Here is a 16291-nt window from a genome sequence, read left to right as displayed (position 1 = left end):
GGATTTTGGGGGGATTTTGCAAAGGTCTCATGGTGGGTGTTCAGTTCGAATATGCCGACTACGAACACAGCAGCCTACAAGCCTGGATGAGAAAGTTCGACCGCCTGCCAATTAAGATTTTCTCGTTCGAGATAAAAAAACATTTGGATTTCGGCAATTACAAAGAATACTTTTTCCAAGCAGTCAGCAATTCCAGCTGGGCGAACGAAGGCTATTTGGTGGCATTGTCCGTGCCGCAGGACGGCGAGTTCCGTGAAGCCTTGCAGAAACTCAGCCAAAGTTTCGGCATCGGCATCATTCTGCTGGACGCGGCCAACCTCAGCCAAAGCGAAATCCTGTCGCCCGCGAAATATAAAAAGCAAATGGATTATGCAGTGATGTATGAATTGGCCGAAAAAAACCGCGATTTTTCCCAATTCCTGACAACCATCACCGAATACGACCACAAGAACCCTCACCGTTATTTAAGCGAATTTGACAAGGTAAAAAGCGATGCTGAAGTGGCGGACTATTTGGTAGAAAAAGGAATTTTGCCTGACGGAAAGGAGTAAGCTATGTAGCGGGCTGCAATCCCAATTCGCAATTCTGCCGAAACGGGTTTTCAGGCAGCCTATCCTATCTTGCCGATAAACCATCTGTTCAATCATCCCTACACAAAAATCGATTTCCTGATGAAAACGCTGAACGTTTCCCGCCCCAGTGCCGCCAAATATCTGGACGAACTGACAGAAGGCGGATTCCTGCACAAAGAAAAGATAGGCAGAAGCAACTACTATATCAATATCGTTTTGATGAGTATTCTGCTGCCGCAGGAAACAACCCGTTAACGTTATCGAGGCCGTCTGAAAACCGTTTTCAGACGGCCTCCAATCCGACCGGACAAACATTTGCCGCTATAATCCCGCTTTTTTTCAGACGGCCTTCCACCATGTACGACCCTTACGCCCGCTTTCATGATTTAAACGACCCCGAAACCCGCCGCTTTGCCGCCGAAGCGCATGCCGAAACACTGGCGCAGTTTGCCGGCTCGGCCGAATTTTCCGCCCTGCGGGATGATATTTTCGCCCAGTTGCAGGACGAGAGGCAGATTCCTTTTTGTCAGGAACACCGCGCCCGCATGTACCATTTCCATCAAAGCGAGGAGTTTCCCAAAGGCGTGTACCGCGTCTGCTCGGCCGCGTCTTACCGTGCGGGGATGCCCGATTGGGAAATCCTGTTTTCCGTGGCCGATTTCGATGAAATTTTGGGCGACGACGTGTATTTGGACGGCGTGTCGCACTATGTCGAACAGCCCCTGCAAGCCCTGCTGACGCTGAGTGCGGCAGGCGGCGACGCGGCATATACCGTCGAATTCGATTTGGCCGACCGCCGCATCGTCGAAGGTGGCTTTCATTTTCCCGCAGGCAAAAACCACATCGCCTGGCGCGACGCGGACAGCGTCTGGGTCTGCCCCGCGTGGGACGAACGCCAGCTCACCGCGTCGGGTTATCCGCGCGAAGTGTGGCTGTTGCGGCGCGGTCAGGAATTTTCAGACGGCCTGCCGGTTTTCCGCATGGAAGAAGACGGCGTGATGGTGCAGGCCTGGCGTTATCTGGACGGACTCGGTTCGCCCGTCGATTTAATCGAAGCTGCTGCCGGCTTTTTCACCAAAACCTATTACCAAGTTTTTTCAGACGGCCGCACCGCCGCACTCAAACTGCCGCCCGATTGCGAAATCGCCGGCTATATCGCCGGACAGCTTTTAATCAAACTTGTGCAGCCGTGGCATCGTGCCAATAAAAGCTACCCCGCCGGCGCGCTTGTGGCGGTCAAACTCAACAAAGGCGAACTGGGCGAGGCCGCCCTGTTGCTCGCCCCCGACGACGCGCAGGCGGTAGAAAGCGTGGAAACCACCAAACGCTTTATCGCCGTTTCCCTGCTCGACAATGTCAAAGGCCGTCTGAAAGCATGGAAATGGACGGGCAAAACATGGCAGGAACAAACCCTGCCCGAACTGCCGCAAGGTGCGTTGGAACTGATCGACCAGCCGTGGGGCGGCGACTTGCTCTACATCGCCGCAAGCGACTTCACCACCCCGCTGACCCTGTACGCACTCGACTTGCAGGTAAACGAACTGAGCGTCCTGCGCCGCCAGCCCAAACAATTCGACGCAGACGGCATCGCCGTACGGCAACTTTGGGCGCGTTCGGCAGACGGCACGCAAATACCGTATTTCCACGTCGGCAAAAACAGCGGCGCCGACACCCCTGCGCTTGTTTACGCCTACGGCGGCTTCGACGTGGCCGAACTGCCGCACTATCTGGGCAACATCGGCCGCCACTGGCTGGCTCAAGGCAACACCTTCGTCTTGGCCAACATACGCGGCGGCGGCGAATACAAAGGCTGGCACACCGCCGCCCAGCGCGAACACAAACACCGCAGCGTGGACGACCTGCTGGCCGTCGTGCGCGACTTGGCTGAACGCGGCCTGAGTTCCCCGCCGCACATCGCCATACAGGGCGGCAGTAACGGCGGCCTGATAACCGCATCGGCCTTTGTGCGCGAACCGCAGGCCTTCGGCGCGCTTGTGTGCGAAGTCCCCCTGACCGACATGCTGGCTTATACGCAACTCTCCGCCGGCGCAAGCTGGATAGAGGAATACGGCGACCCGAACGACGCCGAAATGCGCCCGTACCTGGAAAGGCTTTCCCCCTACCACAACCTTTCAGACGGCCTAAACCACCCGCCCGCACTCATCACCACCAACCTGTCCGACGACCGCGTACACCCCGCCCACGCCTTGAAGTTTTACGCCAAACTGCGCGGCATATCGCCTAAATCCCGGCTCTACGCCCCCGATTGTGGCGGCCATACCGGCAACGGCACGCAGGAAGAAGCGGCGGAAGAATTGGCACTGGTGTTGCGGTTTTTAAACGAGACCGTGTGCAAGTAATCGGGCGCGCACAGCAGCGGTGCAGAATAAGCCTTGGAAAAAACAGCGGAAAACGCCCTTGTCGGCAAAATCCGGCCTATGCTAATATGCCCGCGTTTCGCACCTGCGGCGGCCGCCTCCGAAGGCCGTCTGAAAGGCAAACACATCATTAGATGGAAAACTCTAAATCAATCGGGTACAATGCGCCCGTTTTGAGTTTTTACATTAACCACCGCCGCAAGGCTTTAAATTAAGGACGAAAGAATATGTCAAACATTGAACAACAAGTGAAGAAAATCGTTGCCGAGCAACTGGGTGTCAGCGAAGCCGACGTGAAAAACGAATCTTCCTTCCAAAACGACCTGGGCGCAGACTCTCTGGATACCGTAGAACTGGTTATGGCTTTGGAAGAAGCCTTCGGTTGCGAAATCCCTGACGAAGAAGCCGAAAAAATCACTACCGTTCAATTGGCCATCGACTACGTGAACGCTCACCAAGGTTAAGCACGGCCTTTGCCCTATTCCGGCCTCTGCGCGCGGGCTTGCCTGCACACAGGGGTCGTTTCTCATTAACAGCGGCTCGGAACAAACCGCCCCGCAAGCGCGTTCCGGCTTCCGAATCCCGTTTTACAGCGAGCAGACTATGAGTCAGAGAAGAGTAGTCATCACCGGCCTCGGACAGGTTTCCCCGGTCGGCAACGACGTACAAACCGCTTGGAATAACCTATTGTCCGGCAAAAGCGGCATCGGCCTCATCACCCGTTTCGACGCATCCGACATCAACAGCCAAATCGCCGGCGAAGTGCGCGATTTCGACATCGGCCAATACATCAGCGGCAAAGAAGCCCGCCGCATGGACGTGTTCATCCACTACGGCATCGCCGCCGCGCTGCAGGCCATCAGCGATTCCGGCTTGGATGACGCGGAAAACCTCGACAAAGACCGTGTCGGCGTGAACATCGGCTCGGGCATCGGCGGCCTGCCCAGCATCGAATCCACCGGAAAAACCGTACTCGAAGGCGGCGCGCGCAGAATCAACCCCTTCTTTATTCCCGGTTCGCTGATTAACCTGATTTCCGGCCACGTAACCATCCTCAAAGGTTACCGCGGCCCCAGCTACGGCATGGTTTCCGCCTGTACCACCGGTGCGCACTCCATCGGCGACTCCGCCCGACTGATTAAATACGGCGATGCGGACGTGATGATTGCCGGCGGTGCCGAAGGCGCGATCAGCACTTTGGGCGTGGGCGGCTTTGCTGCGATGAAAGCACTTTCCACCCGCAACGACGACCCCGCCACCGCTTCCCGTCCGTGGGACAAAGGCCGCGACGGCTTCGTTATCGGCGAAGGCGCGGGTGTGCTGGTGTTGGAAGAATTGGAACACGCGAAAAAACGCGGCGCGAAAATCTATGCCGAAATCGTCGGTTTCGGCATGAGTTCCGATGCCTACCACATCACCGCTCCGAACGAAGAAGGCCCTGCGCTGGCGGTTACCCGCGCACTGAAAGATGCCGGACTGAACCCTGAAGACGTCGATTACGTCAACGCACACGGCACGTCCACCTCGCTGGGCGATGCCAACGAGACCAAAGCACTCAAGCTGGCGTTGGGCGACCATGCCCGCAAAGTTATCGTCAATTCCACCAAATCCATGACCGGCCACTTGCTCGGCGCGGCAGGCGGCGTGGAAGCAGTGTACAGCGTGTTGGCAGTACACGAGCAAAAATCTCCGCCGACCATCAACATCTTCGAACAAGACATCGAAGCAGGCTGCGATTTGGATTACTGCGCCAACGAAGCGCGCGACGCGAAAATCGACGTTGCCATCTCCAACTCCTTCGGCTTCGGCGGTACCAACGGTACGCTGGTGTTCAAGAAATTCTCCGGCTAAACGTTCCGTCGGGATGACAATAGGCCGTCTGAAAGCTGCTTTATCGTGTAAAGCCTGCTTTCAGACGGCCTTTACCTGTTTATAAAGCCGGGGTTTGGCGCGTATAATGCGCGCCGTTTATCCACGTTCTCCCAGCCGAAAGGAATCCCGCATGACCCCGCAAACCAAATACAAACGAATCCTGTTGAAACTGTCCGGCGAAGCCCTGATGGGCAACGATGCCTTCGGTATCAACCGCGAAACCATCATGCAGATTGTCGGCCAGGTAAAAGAAATCGTCGAACTCGGCGTACAGGTCGGCATCGTCATCGGCGGCGGCAACATCTTCCGCGGCGTTTCCACGCAGGCCGACAACATGGACCGTGCGACGGCCGACTATATGGGCATGATGGCCACTGTCATGAATGCCTTGGCTTTGAAAGACGCATTCGAATCCGCCGGCGTAAAAGCCCGCGTCCAATCCGCACTGCCCATGCAGCAGATTGCCGAAACCTACGCCCGTCCGAAAGCCATCCAGTATCTGAAAGAAGGTAAAGTCGTGATTTTCGCCGGCGGCACCGGCAATCCCTTCTTCACCACCGACACCGCCGCTTCCCTGCGCGGCGCGGAAATGAACTGCGACGTGATGCTGAAGGCCACCAATGTCGATGGCGTGTATACTGCCGACCCGAAAAAAGACCCGTCCGCCGTCCGCTATGAAACCATCACTTTCGACGAGGCTTTGAGCAAACGACTGAAAGTCATGGATGCCACCGCCTTCGCCCTGTGCCGCGAACGCCAGCTCAACATCGTCGTGTTCGGCATCGCCAAAGAAGGCGCGCTCAAACGCGTGGTTTGCGGTGAAAACGAAGGTACGCTGGTTCACTGCTGATGCGGTCTGCCGTATAGGAAACAGCATAAAAGGCCGTCTGAAAACCTGAAAATCGGTTTTCAGACGGCCTTTCCGTATTTCGATGTGCGGGTTAGGACAGCCGTTGCGCCATGGTTTCGCCCATCCGCGTTTCCACGCCTGCCTTCAGGCGTTCGTTTAAGCGGACGCTGCCGTGCGGGAAAAGGTTGATGACGGTGGAACCGAGGCGGAATGCGCCCATTTCTTTGCCTTTGCGCAGGACGACCGCCCCGTCGCCCGATTCGGGATAGTCCCATTGGCGCACGCCGGCGGTGCGCGGCGGATTGACGACACCCGCCCACACCGTACTGATGCTGGCGGTTACGGTGGCACCGACCAAAATCTGCACCATGCTGCCGAATTCGGTATCGAAGAGGCAGATGAGGCGTTCGTTGCGGGCAAACAGGTTGGGGACGTGTTCGGCGAGGAAGGGATTGACGGAAAACAGTTCGCCCGGCACATAAATCATGCGACGCAAAGTGCCGTCGCAGGGCATGTGGACGCGGTGGTAGTCGCGCGGGGAAAGATAGGTGGTGAGGAAGAGGCCGTCTGAAAAACGTGCGGCCAGTCCTTCGTCGCCTGCCAGCAGTTCGGCGGCGGTAAAGCTGTGGCCTTTGGCCTGCAGCAGCCGTCCGTGTTCGATGGTGCCGCATTCGCTCACGCGGCCGTCGGCAGGCAGGCAGAGGTTTTGCCCGTCGCCGTCTATCGGCCTTGCGCCGTCTTTCAGCGGGCGGATGAAGAATTCGTTGAAACTGGCGTAATCGGCGGGATTGCTGCGGGCCGCTTCGTCGAGGTTGATGCGGTAGCGGGCGGCAAAGGCGCGGATGATGAAGGTGGTCAATACGCCCCAGCGGCGTTCGGCCAGCCAGCCTGCGGCACGGGTGACGGCCAGTTGGGGCAGCAGGTAGTGCAGGGCGATTTGCAGGCGTTGGCGGTAGTTCGGGGCGGGATAGGGGCGGGGGGCGGACATGGCGGGGCTTTCTGTTTCCGTGTCAAAAACGGCAGTATAGCAAAAGGCCGTCTGAAAACGAACGCTGCGGGTTTCTGCGGGGCTCAAACATGCGGCGTTTGTTTTCAGACGGCCTGTATTTATGCCGGTTTGTCCGGCGGCGTTTGAAAGCGTACCAGGCGGGCTGTATCTGTGCTGACGCGGATTTCGCCGCCGTGGAAGCCGGGCGGCAGGGGCATTTCTATGCGGCCGAACTGCGGGTGGCCGATTTCGGCGCGCGTGCCGCCGGGAAGGCGGTGTAGGGCGAGGACGGGGCAGGCGGGGCCGTCGGGGTCGGGAAAGAGCGCGTCGGGCGGCAGGTAGAATGTGTCGCCAACGTTGCGGCAGCCGAGCAGTTTGGCCGCCGCCGCGCTGTTCGGATGCGCGCCCAGTTCGTCGGGGCTGCCTTCTTGAATGATGCGGCCGTCGGCCATCAGGGCGATTCGGTCGGCCATCAGGAAGGCTTCTTCGGGGTCGTGGGTAACGAGGACGGCGGGGATGTTCAGACGGCCTGCCTGTGCGCGGGTCAGGTTGCGCAGGCTGCTTCTCAGGCCGGTGTCGAGGCTGGAAAAGGGTTCGTCCAGCAGCAGCAGTTTGGGTTCGGCGGCCAGGGCGCGGGCCAGGGCGACGCGTTGTTGTTCGCCGCCGGAAAGGGTGTCGGGGCGGCGGTGTCCTTCGTCCGACAGGCCGACTTGTTCCAACATGGCTTCGGCGGCCTCTTCCGCCTGCCGTTTGGCGGTGCCGCGCATTTTGAGGCCGAAGGCGGTGTTTTGCAGGACGGTCAGGTGCGGCAGGAGGGCGTAGTCTTGGAACATCAGCGAGATGCGGCGTTTTTCGGGCGGCAGGGCGGTGATGTCCGTACCGTCGAGCAGGACGCGTCCGCCGTCGGGGGCGGTCAGTCCGGCGGCGATGTTGAGCAGGGTGGATTTGCCGCAGCCGGAACGGCCGAGGATGGCGAGCAGCTTGCCGCGCGCGACTTGGAGGTTGATGCCGTCGGCAACGGTTTTGCCGTTGAATTGTTTGCGGATGTTTTGCAGTTCGAGCATTTTCAGACGGCCTTATTCCAGTATGCTCAGGCCGGGCAGGGTGGCGAAGCCTTGGTCGCGCACGATTTGGCAGAAGTCGGCCAGGTAGCCGGTGTCGCTGTCTTCGCTCCGCATGGCGGCGTACAGTTCGCTTTGCAGGCCGTTTTCGGTGATTTTGCGCGAGACGACGTAGCCTTTCTCCAGATACGGCATCACGGTCCAATACGGCAGGGCGGCGATGCCGCGGCGGCTGGCCACGAGTTGTACGATGGCGATGGTCAGCTCGCTGTGGCGGCGTTGCGGGTTGATGCCGCGCGGCAGCAGGATTTTACGCAGCAGGTCGAGCATGTCGTCGGGAACGGGGTAGGTAATCAGGGTTTCACCGGCAAAGTCTTCCGCCTGCCAGATTTCTTTGGCTGCGAGCGGGTGTTCGGGGGCGCAGATGCCGACCATGCCGTAGGCAAACAGGGGGCGGTAGGCAATGCCCGCCTGCGGTACGGCTTCGGACACAATCGCCAAATCGGCGCGGTGGGACAGCAGCAGGCCGACGGGGTCTGCCTGAAAGCCGGATACGATGTCGAGCTCCACCTGCGGCCACAACGGGCGGAATTCGCCCATGGCGGGCATCAGCCAGTCGAAGCAGGTGTGGCATTCCACCGCCAGCCGCAGTTCGCCCGCTTCGCCTTCGATAATCTGCGCCATGTCGCGTTCGGCCGTGGCCACCTGGGGCAGCAAATCCCGGGCGAGTTTCAACAGCCGCGCACCGGCAGGCGTGAAGCGCAGCGGGTTGGATTTGCGTTCGAAAAGCGGGGTTTCGTAATAGTTTTCCAGCGTGCGGATTTGGTGCGACAGGGCGGATTGGGTCAGGAATACCCGTTGCGCGGCGAGGGAAACGCTGCCGGTTTCCTCCAACGCCAGAAGGGTTTTCAGATGACGCAGTTCGATAATGGATTCCATGGGGCGGCCTCGACCGTTGGCAAAGTTGGTAAAAGAAGACCAATATTAAAATAATTCATGCGGATGGTGCAAATCCGACGGCGACAAAGCATACAATAAGGCCGTCTGAAAACGGAAAATCCGAAGTAAAGGAGTATTGCCATGAACGTTTTTTACCGATTGCCCGAAGGTTTCCCGCTTGAGGAGGCCGTACAACGGTTTCCGCAAATATTCCGCCCGCGTCAGGCCGACAGCCACAAAGGTACGTTCGGCACGCTGGCCGTGTTGGGCGGTGCGGCGGGTATGAGCGGGGCGGTGGTATTGGCAGCGTCGTCCGCCTTGATGCTCGGCTGCGGCAAGGTGTGGGCCGGTTTTCATCAGCCTGTTTTGCCCATGCCACTGATTGCCGCCTATCCCGAAATCATGCTGGATACGGCGTCGGCATTGCTTAAGCGGACGGATTTGTCGGCACGCGTGGCCGGGTGCGGTTTGGGTTGCGCTGCGGAGGCGGCACAGTTGCTGCGGGCGGTTTTTCAGACGGCCTCCGATACGCCGTTGCTGCTAGATGCGGACGCACTGAATCTGCTGGCGCATGATGAGGCATTGGCTGCCGAAGCCGCGCTGTACCCGCAGTTGGTCCTAACGCCGCATCCCGCCGAAGCCGCGCGCCTGCTCGGAACGGAGACAAGCGTCGTGCAGTCCGACCGGGAAACGGCGGTGCGGCGGCTGGCTGAACGCTTCCGTGCCGTGGTGGTGCTGAAGGGGCATCGTTCCCTTGTATGCGGCGGTAACGGGATGTTGTATGAAAACCTGAGCGGCCATGCAGGTTTGGCTACTGCGGGGAGCGGCGACGTGTTAAGCGGCATCATCGGCAGCTTGCTGGCGCAGGGAATCGAGCCGTTTCAGGCGGCCTGCGGCGGCGTATGGCTGCATGGTGCGGCGGCGGATGTATTGCGTGCGTCTGGCGCGGGGGAAATCGGTTTGCTAGCAGGTGAAATCGCTCCCGCCGCCCGCTGGCTGCGCAATCAGACGATTGAGAATAAATTACAATTAAGTGTTTGATAAAAGTCAAAATTTGAATAAATTCCTAACTTAATTATGCAAATGTTGTCCGTTCTTTACATGGAAAACCCTATAATTCGATTTTTATCGACACATGAAGGGAATTAAAAATGGCAGATACTTTCTTGCATTGGACTTCCGATTTGGACACCGGCATCGAACAGGTGGACGAACAGCACAAAATTTTGGTTCAGTATATCAATGAGATGCATGATGCCCATGTTGCAAATGACCGTGAAGGAATGGGCGTGGCTTTGGACCATTTAATTGAATATACCGTACAGCACTTCTCCGATGAGGAAAGCTTGTTGGAAATGGCAGAATATCCCCTGCTGGATGCCCATCACCGCGTGCATGAAAATTTCGTTAATAAAGTGAAAACATTCAAAGGCCGTTTCGATAACGGCGATGATGTCGGTCAGGAAATGATGGATTTGTTGGAAACTTGGTTGTTCCTGCATATCCGCCGCAACGACCACGGCTATGTGAAACATGTGAAAGAAAAACTGGGTCTGTAAGCCGTTTTAAAATTTGAGGCAGTCTGAAAAGATATTTCAGACGGCCTTTTTGTGTTTTATCGGCGGTAGCGCATCATCAGCGGCGTTCCATTTTCCGGCTGTATGCCAGCGAGGTGAGGATGGATGCGCCAAGTGCGCCGAAGACGACTGCCAGCGAGATCGCGACGGGAATGTGAATCCAATGCAGAATCAGCATTTTGATGCCGATGAAGCTCAAGACGAATGCCAAGCCGTAGTTCAGGAATACGAAGCGGTCGGCCATGTCTGCCAGCAGAAAATACATCGCGCGCAAGCCGAGGATGGCGAAGATGTTGGAGGTGAGGACGATGAACGGGTCGGTGGTAACGGCAAAAATGGCCGGAATACTGTCGACGGCGAATATGACATCACTCAGTTCTACCATAATCAGTACCATCAGCAGCGGGCTGGCAACGCGCTTGCCGTTTTCCACGGTGAAGAATTTTTCACCGTTCAATGATTTGCCGACGCGGATATGTTTTTGCAGCCATTGCAGGACTTTATTTTGCGACAGGTCCTCGCCTTCTTCATCGCCGCTCTGTTTGACCATTTTGATGCCTGTGTAGAGCAGGAATGCGCCGAAAATATACAATATCCATTCGAAACGGCTGACCAGCACCGCGCCGATAAAAATCATAACAGCACGCAGGACGATGGCCCCGAATACGCCGTATAACAATACCCGGTGCTGATATTGGGACGGTACTTTGAAGTAGGAAAAAATCATCAGGAAGACAAAAAGGTTATCTACGGCCAGCGATTTTTCCAAAACGTAGCCGGTGAAATATTCTATTAGTTTGGTTTTGGCGATGTTGTGGCCATAGGCTGGGTTGTTGCTGATTTCCCAATATAGCCAGCCGGCGAAGGCGCAGGATACGGCAATCCAAATGGCTGACCAGAGCAGGGCTTCTTTGGTGCTGACTTTGTGTGCGCCGGTTTTTTTCAGCGACAACATGTCTATGCCGATCATAATGAGGACGGCGATAAAGAATACGCCGTAAAACAGCGGAGAGCCGATATTGGGTTCGGGAGTCATGGTGTTTCCTTATATTCAAACTGTGATGCCGGTTAATACGGATGAGGCCGTCTGAAAGGACGTGCTTTCAGACGGCCTGCCGTGAGCCGGCGGTTATTTGACGAATTTCAAAACCTTTTTCTTTTCTGCCGTGCCGTTTTCCGGTTTTTCAGACGGCCTTTTTTCTTCCGTTTTCGTTTCCGTTTCGCCCGAGGTTTCGGTTGAGGGTTGGTAGGGTTCTATTTCAAAACCCATGCCTTCGCCGGTTTCGCGGGCAAACAGGCTGGAGATGTGGCCGACAGGAATCCAGATTTCGTGCGCCACACCGGCAAAGCGGGCGGAAAAATTCACCCATTCGTTGTCGATGCTCAGATTGTGTGCGGCATTCGGCCCGATATTCAACATGATTTCGTTGTCGCGCACATATTGCATCGGTACGCGGGTATGTTCGTTTACCCAAGCAACAATGTGCGCGGTGTAGCCGTTGTCGTTGCACCAGTCGTACAGGGCACGGAGCAGGTAAGGTTTGGTGCTGCTGTTCATTCGTTGTTTCCCATCGATGATATTTTAGCGGCGCATGGCTTTTTCGGCTGGTGTCAGTGCTTCGATAAAGGCTTCGCGCTGGAACAGGCGTTCGGCGTATTTGAGCAGCGGTGCAGCGTTTTTCCCTAATTTGATGTCGTAATGATCCAAACGCCACAGGAGTGGTGCAATGGCGACGTCAATCATGGAAAAGTCGTCGCCCATGATGTATTTATGTTTGGAAAATGCAGGTGCCAGCATGGTCAGGCCCTGGGAAATGGCTTCGCGTGCTTTGGCTTGTTCTTTAGATGTAGATTCCGGTGCTTCCAAAACCTGCACATGGCTGAATAGTTCGCGTTCCAGACGGTAGAGCACCAAACGGCCGCGACCGCGTTGAACGGGGTCGCCCGGCATCAGCTGGGGATGGGGGAAGCGTTCGTCTATGTATTCGTTGATGATGTTGGATTCGTGCAGTATCAAATCGCGCTCTACCAAAACAGGTACTTGGTTATACGGATTCATGACGGCCAAATCTTCAGGTTTGTTGAAAATATCCACGTCTTTAATTTCAAAATCCATCCCTTTTTCATATAGGACGAAGCGGCAGCGGTGGCTGAACGGGCAGGTAATGCCCGAATACAAAATCATCATAAGGATTACTCCGACTGAATTGAAAAGAAATATCCGCCAAGGCAGATATGATGTGTTTGAAAATTAAGAGAATGATACACAAGGCCGTCTGAAAATACTACAAATTCGTTATATCATGATGTTTTATTGGAGAAAAATAAAAAAGCGGAGGAATCTCCTCCGCTTGAATTTGGTCAGACAGGTTAGTGAACGTCTTTCCAGTATTCTTTTTTTAGGAAGTAGGCCAGCGGCAGCATTACCGCAAACAAGAAGATCAAGACGGCATAGCCGATTTGTTTGCGCTCTACCTGTGCAGGCTCACCCATGTAAACCATGAAGGCCACTAAATCGCGGGCGTAATCATCATATTCTTTGGTAATGACTTTGCCGTCCGGTGTTTTGCGTGTCATGGAACCGGTGGATTCCCAATACAGTTTCGGAACATCTTGGCCGTGTTCGTCTTTTACCATAACGGGTTGGCCTTTTCCATCCAGCTCGACAGCTTGCACGCCTTGTTGCTGCCACAGCGGATGCGGCATACCTACTTTATTAAACGCAGTATTGTTCCAGCCGGTAGGACGGGTTGGGTCTTTATAGAAACCGCGCATGTAGGCATACAGGTAGTCAGCACCACGCGAACGGGCAATCAGCGACAAATCAGGAGGTGCCGCACCAAACCATTTTTTTCCGTCTGCCGGAGTCATGGCGGCATGCATCACATCACCTACTTTGTCAGTGGTGAACATCATGTTTTTCTTGATTTGCTCGTCGGTCAAACCAATGTCTTTCAGACGGTTGAAGCGCATGCTGCTTGCCGAGTGGCAGGACAGGCAGTAGTTGGTAAAGATTTGCGCGCCGCGTTGCAGGCTGACTTGGTTGCCCAAATCGATATCGACTTTTTCATAGTGGTGGTCGCCGCTTGCACCGGCTAAAGCCATAGGGGTTGCCAAGGCAAAGGCAACAATCCATTTTTTCAATGTATTTTTCATTTTGCTGCCCTCATCAGATATTGGTTGCAAACAGGTATGCGCCGATTAATGTAATGGCGGTGTACACGAAGAACATCACTTTTTGTTTGCCAGTACTCATGGTTACGCGTTCCGGAACCGGTTTGGTTTTATCCAGTTTGCTGTAAATAGGCATGGTCAGGAAAAACAGGAAGTAGACGGCCGACAAAATGCGGGCAATGAGGGTACGGGTTTCGGTTGCCACCATTGCACCGAGAATACCTAAACCGATAAAGGAGATAACGAACAATACCAGCGCAGTTTTGAAAACCGGGCCGCGGTAGCGTACCGATTTCACCGGAGAACGATCCAGCCACGGCAGCAGCGCAATCAATACGACTGCCGCCCCCATGCCGATGACGCCCCATATCTGCGTACCGGCAAAGGACGGAATGGCACGCAAAATGGCATAGAATGGAGTGAAATACCAAACAGGCGCAATATGGGGAGGGGTTTTCAGTGGGTCTGCAGGGTCAAAGTTCGGTGCTTCCAGGAAGTAGCCGCCGCCTTCGGGCGCAAAGAACATTACGGCGCAGAAGACAATCAGGAAGACCACTACGCCCAAGATGTCTTTAACGGTATAGTACGGATGGAACGGAATACCGTCCAAAGGTACGCCGTTTTCATCTTTCAGTTTTTTGATTTCCACACCGTCAGGGTTGTTCGAGCCGACTTCGTGCAGGGCGATAATGTGCGCTACGACCAAACCGAGCAGTACCAACGGTACGGCAATGACGTGCAGGGCGAAGAAGCGGTTCAGTGTGGCATCGGAAATGGTAAAGTCACCGCGGATCCAAACCGATAAATCTTGGCCGATTACCGGAATGGCGGAGAACAGGTTGATAATTACCTGTGCGCCCCAAAAGGACATTTGTCCCCAAGGCAGAAGGTAGCCCATAAAGGCTTCCGCCATCAATGCCAAGAAAATCAACGAGCCGAATACCCATACCAGTTCGCGCGGTTTTTTAAACGAACCGTAAATCAGGCCACGGAACATGTGTAGATACACAACAATAAAGAAGAACGATGCACCGGTGGAGTGCATATAGCGGATAATCCAACCGCCCGATACGTCGCGCATGATGTATTCGACGGCGGTAAACGCAGCCGGTAGGTTGTATTGGTTCAGGTTGCCATCGGGTTTGAAATTCATGACAAGGAAAATCCCGCTGACAATCTGAATCACCAACACTAAAAGTGCCAGTGAGCCGAAGAAGTACCAGAAGTTGAAGTTTTTCGGCGCGTAGTATTCAGACAGGTGGTCGCGCCACATTTTGGACAAAGGGAAACGGGCGTCCACCCAGTCCAACAATGCTTTTGCTTTGCTATTGGTTTGGTTTGCCATAATTAAGTCCCTTTTTATGTTTCATCGCCGACCAGGATGGTGGTGTCGCTTAGGTATTTATGGGGAGGAACAACCAGATTGGTCGGGGCAGGCGCACCGGCATAAACGCGCCCGGCAATGTCGAATCTGGAGCCGTGGCACGGGCAGAAGAAACCGCCTTTCCACTCTGCACCCAAATCGGCCGGGGCGATGTCCGGACGGTAGGTCGGCGAACAACCCAAGTGGGTACAGATGCCGATGGCGACCAAGACGTTCGGTTTGATTGAGCGGGTTTCATTTTTGCAGTCTTCCGGCTGGTGGTTGACCTCAGAATTCGGGTCGGTCAAGACGCCGTCCAAGCCTTTGAGATCCTTTATCTGCTGATCCGTGCGGTTTACCACCCAAATCGGTTTGCCTTGCCATTCGGCAGTCAGCATTTGACCCGCTTCGAGTTTGCTAACGTCGATTTCTACAGGTGCGCCGGCGGCCTTAGCCTTTTCCGACGGAAACCAGCTGGCGACGAAAGGTGTCGCCACGCCTGCTGCGGCTAATCCGCCCGCCCCTGCTGTTGCCAGCACGAGGAAGCGGCGGCGGCCTTGATTGATTTCATGATTATCCATTATTTCAGTCATCCTAAGATTTTGAAAATACCGAGCCATTAAACCCCGTAATTCTACCTGAATTCGTAGGGTTGCTTAAAGTAGTATTTAAAATAAGGTAAATTTTTGAAGTATTTTTTGATTTTAAGCAGGATTTTGTTCGTCAAAAAAGTAAATTTCCGTGCCGAATTTCTGTTGTAGGGCGCGGGCAAGTGCCTGTATGCCATAGCGTTCTGTGGCGTGGTGGCCTGCGGAGACGAAGATTGTGCCCGTTTCGTTGGCAAGGTGGTATTGTGCTTCGGAAATTTCGCCGGTAACGTAGATTTCGGCGCCTTCGTCTATGGCCGTCTGAAAAAATCCCTGTGCGCCGCCGGTGCACCATGCGGCACGGCTGACGGTTTGTTGCGGATTGCCGACGACGGTGGGGATGCGGCCGAGTTTTTGGGCGATTTCGGCAGTCAGTTCGGAAACGGTTTTCGGGGTTTTCAGACGGCCTATGTGCAGTAGGTTTTGCTCGCCGCAGGTGTAATCTGTTTGCCAGTCCATCAGTTTGGCCAGTTGGGCGTTGTTGCCGAGTTCGGGGTGGGCGTCGAGCGGCAGGTGGTAGCCGGCCATGTTGATGTTGTGGTGCAGGAGGGTGGCGATGCGTTGCTTTTTCCAGCCGGTGATGGTGGCGGGTTCGCTTTTCCAGAACATGCCGTGGTGAACGAGTAGCAGTTGCGCGCCTTGTTGTGCGGCACATTCGACAGCGGCACGGCTGGCGGTAACGGCGGCAACGATTTTTTCAATTTTTTCCGCGCCTTCGACTTGGAGGCCGTTGGGTGCATAGTCTTTAAATTGGGCGGTTTGCAGGATGTCGTCGCACCAGGCAAGGATTTCGCGGCAGGTTGTCATGATGTTTCCTTTTGCGGGTTGGCGTGGTTGGAGGCCGTCTGAAAATATAGTGGATTAAATTTA

The 16291-nt window shown here is 55.3% G+C and carries 17 protein-coding genes and 1 pseudogene; 8 read left to right on the top strand and 10 right to left on the bottom strand.

The window, feature by feature from the left end; translation table 11 throughout:
• The 6 genes and pseudogenes from HMPREF3107_RS10625 to pyrH all read left to right on the top strand — a co-directional run.
• Positions 1 to 551, top strand: a pseudogene (locus HMPREF3107_RS10625) (hypothetical protein); the annotation flags it as partial.
• A gap of 69 nt (positions 552 to 620) precedes the next feature.
• Positions 621 to 827 carry a hypothetical protein gene (locus HMPREF3107_RS10620; RefSeq protein WP_070455348.1) on the top strand — a complete coding sequence of 69 codons (207 nt, stop codon included), beginning with the start codon at positions 621 to 623 and terminating at the stop codon, positions 825 to 827.
• 101 nt (positions 828 to 928) lie between these two features.
• The gene (locus tag HMPREF3107_RS10615) at positions 929 to 2932 is read left to right on the top strand and encodes a prolyl oligopeptidase family serine peptidase (RefSeq protein WP_070455346.1); all 2004 of its coding nucleotides are present in this window, start codon (positions 929 to 931) and stop codon (positions 2930 to 2932) included.
• A gap of 245 nt (positions 2933 to 3177) precedes the next feature.
• On the top strand, positions 3178 to 3414 hold the full coding sequence (acpP, locus tag HMPREF3107_RS10610; protein ID WP_070455344.1) for an acyl carrier protein: 237 nt from the start codon (positions 3178 to 3180) through the stop codon (positions 3412 to 3414).
• Between the two features lie 139 nt (positions 3415 to 3553).
• Positions 3554 to 4801: a beta-ketoacyl-ACP synthase II gene (gene fabF, locus HMPREF3107_RS10605; protein WP_070455343.1), complete on the top strand. Its 1248-nt coding sequence runs from the start codon at positions 3554 to 3556 to the stop codon at positions 4799 to 4801.
• Between the two features lie 151 nt (positions 4802 to 4952).
• Positions 4953 to 5672, top strand: coding sequence for a UMP kinase (gene pyrH, locus HMPREF3107_RS10600; RefSeq protein ID WP_003772400.1), 720 nt, complete (start codon positions 4953 to 4955; stop codon positions 5670 to 5672).
• Between the two features lie 91 nt (positions 5673 to 5763).
• Here the strand turns inward: pyrH and asd are convergent, their stop codons facing one another.
• From asd to HMPREF3107_RS10585, 3 genes are all read right to left on the bottom strand, one after another.
• On the bottom strand, positions 5764 to 6660 hold the full coding sequence (gene asd, locus HMPREF3107_RS10595) for an archaetidylserine decarboxylase (protein ID WP_070455358.1): 897 nt from the start codon (positions 6658 to 6660) through the stop codon (positions 5764 to 5766).
• A 119-nt stretch (positions 6661 to 6779) separates the two neighbouring features.
• Entirely contained in the window at positions 6780 to 7724 is a 945-nt protein-coding gene (locus HMPREF3107_RS10590; RefSeq protein WP_070455341.1) for an ABC transporter ATP-binding protein, read from the bottom strand.
• Positions 7725 to 7736: 12 nt separating this feature from the next.
• Positions 7737 to 8660 carry a LysR family transcriptional regulator gene (locus HMPREF3107_RS10585; RefSeq protein WP_070455339.1) on the bottom strand — a complete coding sequence of 308 codons (924 nt, stop codon included), beginning with the start codon at positions 8658 to 8660 and terminating at the stop codon, positions 7737 to 7739.
• Between the two features lie 141 nt (positions 8661 to 8801).
• On the opposite strand from HMPREF3107_RS10585, the gene HMPREF3107_RS10580 reads away from it, so the two are divergent.
• Both HMPREF3107_RS10580 and HMPREF3107_RS10575 read left to right on the top strand, forming a co-directional pair.
• Positions 8802 to 9701: an NAD(P)H-hydrate dehydratase gene (locus HMPREF3107_RS10580; RefSeq protein ID WP_070455338.1), complete on the top strand. Its 900-nt coding sequence runs from the start codon at positions 8802 to 8804 to the stop codon at positions 9699 to 9701.
• 110 nt (positions 9702 to 9811) lie between these two features.
• Positions 9812 to 10219, top strand: coding sequence for a bacteriohemerythrin (locus tag HMPREF3107_RS10575; RefSeq protein WP_070455337.1), 408 nt, complete (start codon positions 9812 to 9814; stop codon positions 10217 to 10219).
• Between the two features lie 76 nt (positions 10220 to 10295).
• Here HMPREF3107_RS10575 and HMPREF3107_RS10570 read toward each other — a convergent pair whose 3' ends face one another.
• From HMPREF3107_RS10570 to HMPREF3107_RS10540, 7 genes are all read right to left on the bottom strand, one after another.
• On the bottom strand, positions 10296 to 11273 hold the full coding sequence (locus HMPREF3107_RS10570) for a TerC family protein (RefSeq protein WP_070455336.1): 978 nt from the start codon (positions 11271 to 11273) through the stop codon (positions 10296 to 10298).
• A gap of 93 nt (positions 11274 to 11366) precedes the next feature.
• Positions 11367 to 11795, bottom strand: coding sequence for a ClpXP protease specificity-enhancing factor (locus tag HMPREF3107_RS10565; protein WP_070455334.1), 429 nt, complete (start codon positions 11793 to 11795; stop codon positions 11367 to 11369).
• Positions 11796 to 11819: 24 nt separating this feature from the next.
• Positions 11820 to 12425, bottom strand: coding sequence for a glutathione S-transferase N-terminal domain-containing protein (locus tag HMPREF3107_RS10560; protein ID WP_070455332.1), 606 nt, complete (start codon positions 12423 to 12425; stop codon positions 11820 to 11822).
• A gap of 182 nt (positions 12426 to 12607) precedes the next feature.
• Positions 12608 to 13393 carry a cytochrome c1 gene (locus HMPREF3107_RS10555; protein ID WP_070455330.1) on the bottom strand — a complete coding sequence of 262 codons (786 nt, stop codon included), beginning with the start codon at positions 13391 to 13393 and terminating at the stop codon, positions 12608 to 12610.
• A 13-nt stretch (positions 13394 to 13406) separates the two neighbouring features.
• A complete protein-coding gene (locus HMPREF3107_RS10550; protein ID WP_070455328.1) occupies positions 13407 to 14756 on the bottom strand; it encodes a cytochrome b in 1350 nt (449 codons plus the stop codon).
• A gap of 14 nt (positions 14757 to 14770) precedes the next feature.
• Entirely contained in the window at positions 14771 to 15355 is a 585-nt protein-coding gene (petA, locus tag HMPREF3107_RS10545) for a ubiquinol-cytochrome c reductase iron-sulfur subunit (RefSeq protein WP_070455326.1), read from the bottom strand.
• 123 nt (positions 15356 to 15478) lie between these two features.
• The gene (locus tag HMPREF3107_RS10540; RefSeq protein ID WP_070455324.1) at positions 15479 to 16228 is read right to left on the bottom strand and encodes a Nif3-like dinuclear metal center hexameric protein; all 750 of its coding nucleotides are present in this window, start codon (positions 16226 to 16228) and stop codon (positions 15479 to 15481) included.
• Positions 16229 to 16291 lie beyond the last annotated feature (63 nt).

This window comes from Neisseria sp. HMSC31F04, assembly GCF_001807735.1.
GTDB lineage: Bacteria > Pseudomonadota > Gammaproteobacteria > Burkholderiales > Neisseriaceae > Neisseria > Neisseria elongata.
This window is presented reverse-complemented; position numbering and strand designations above follow the sequence as displayed.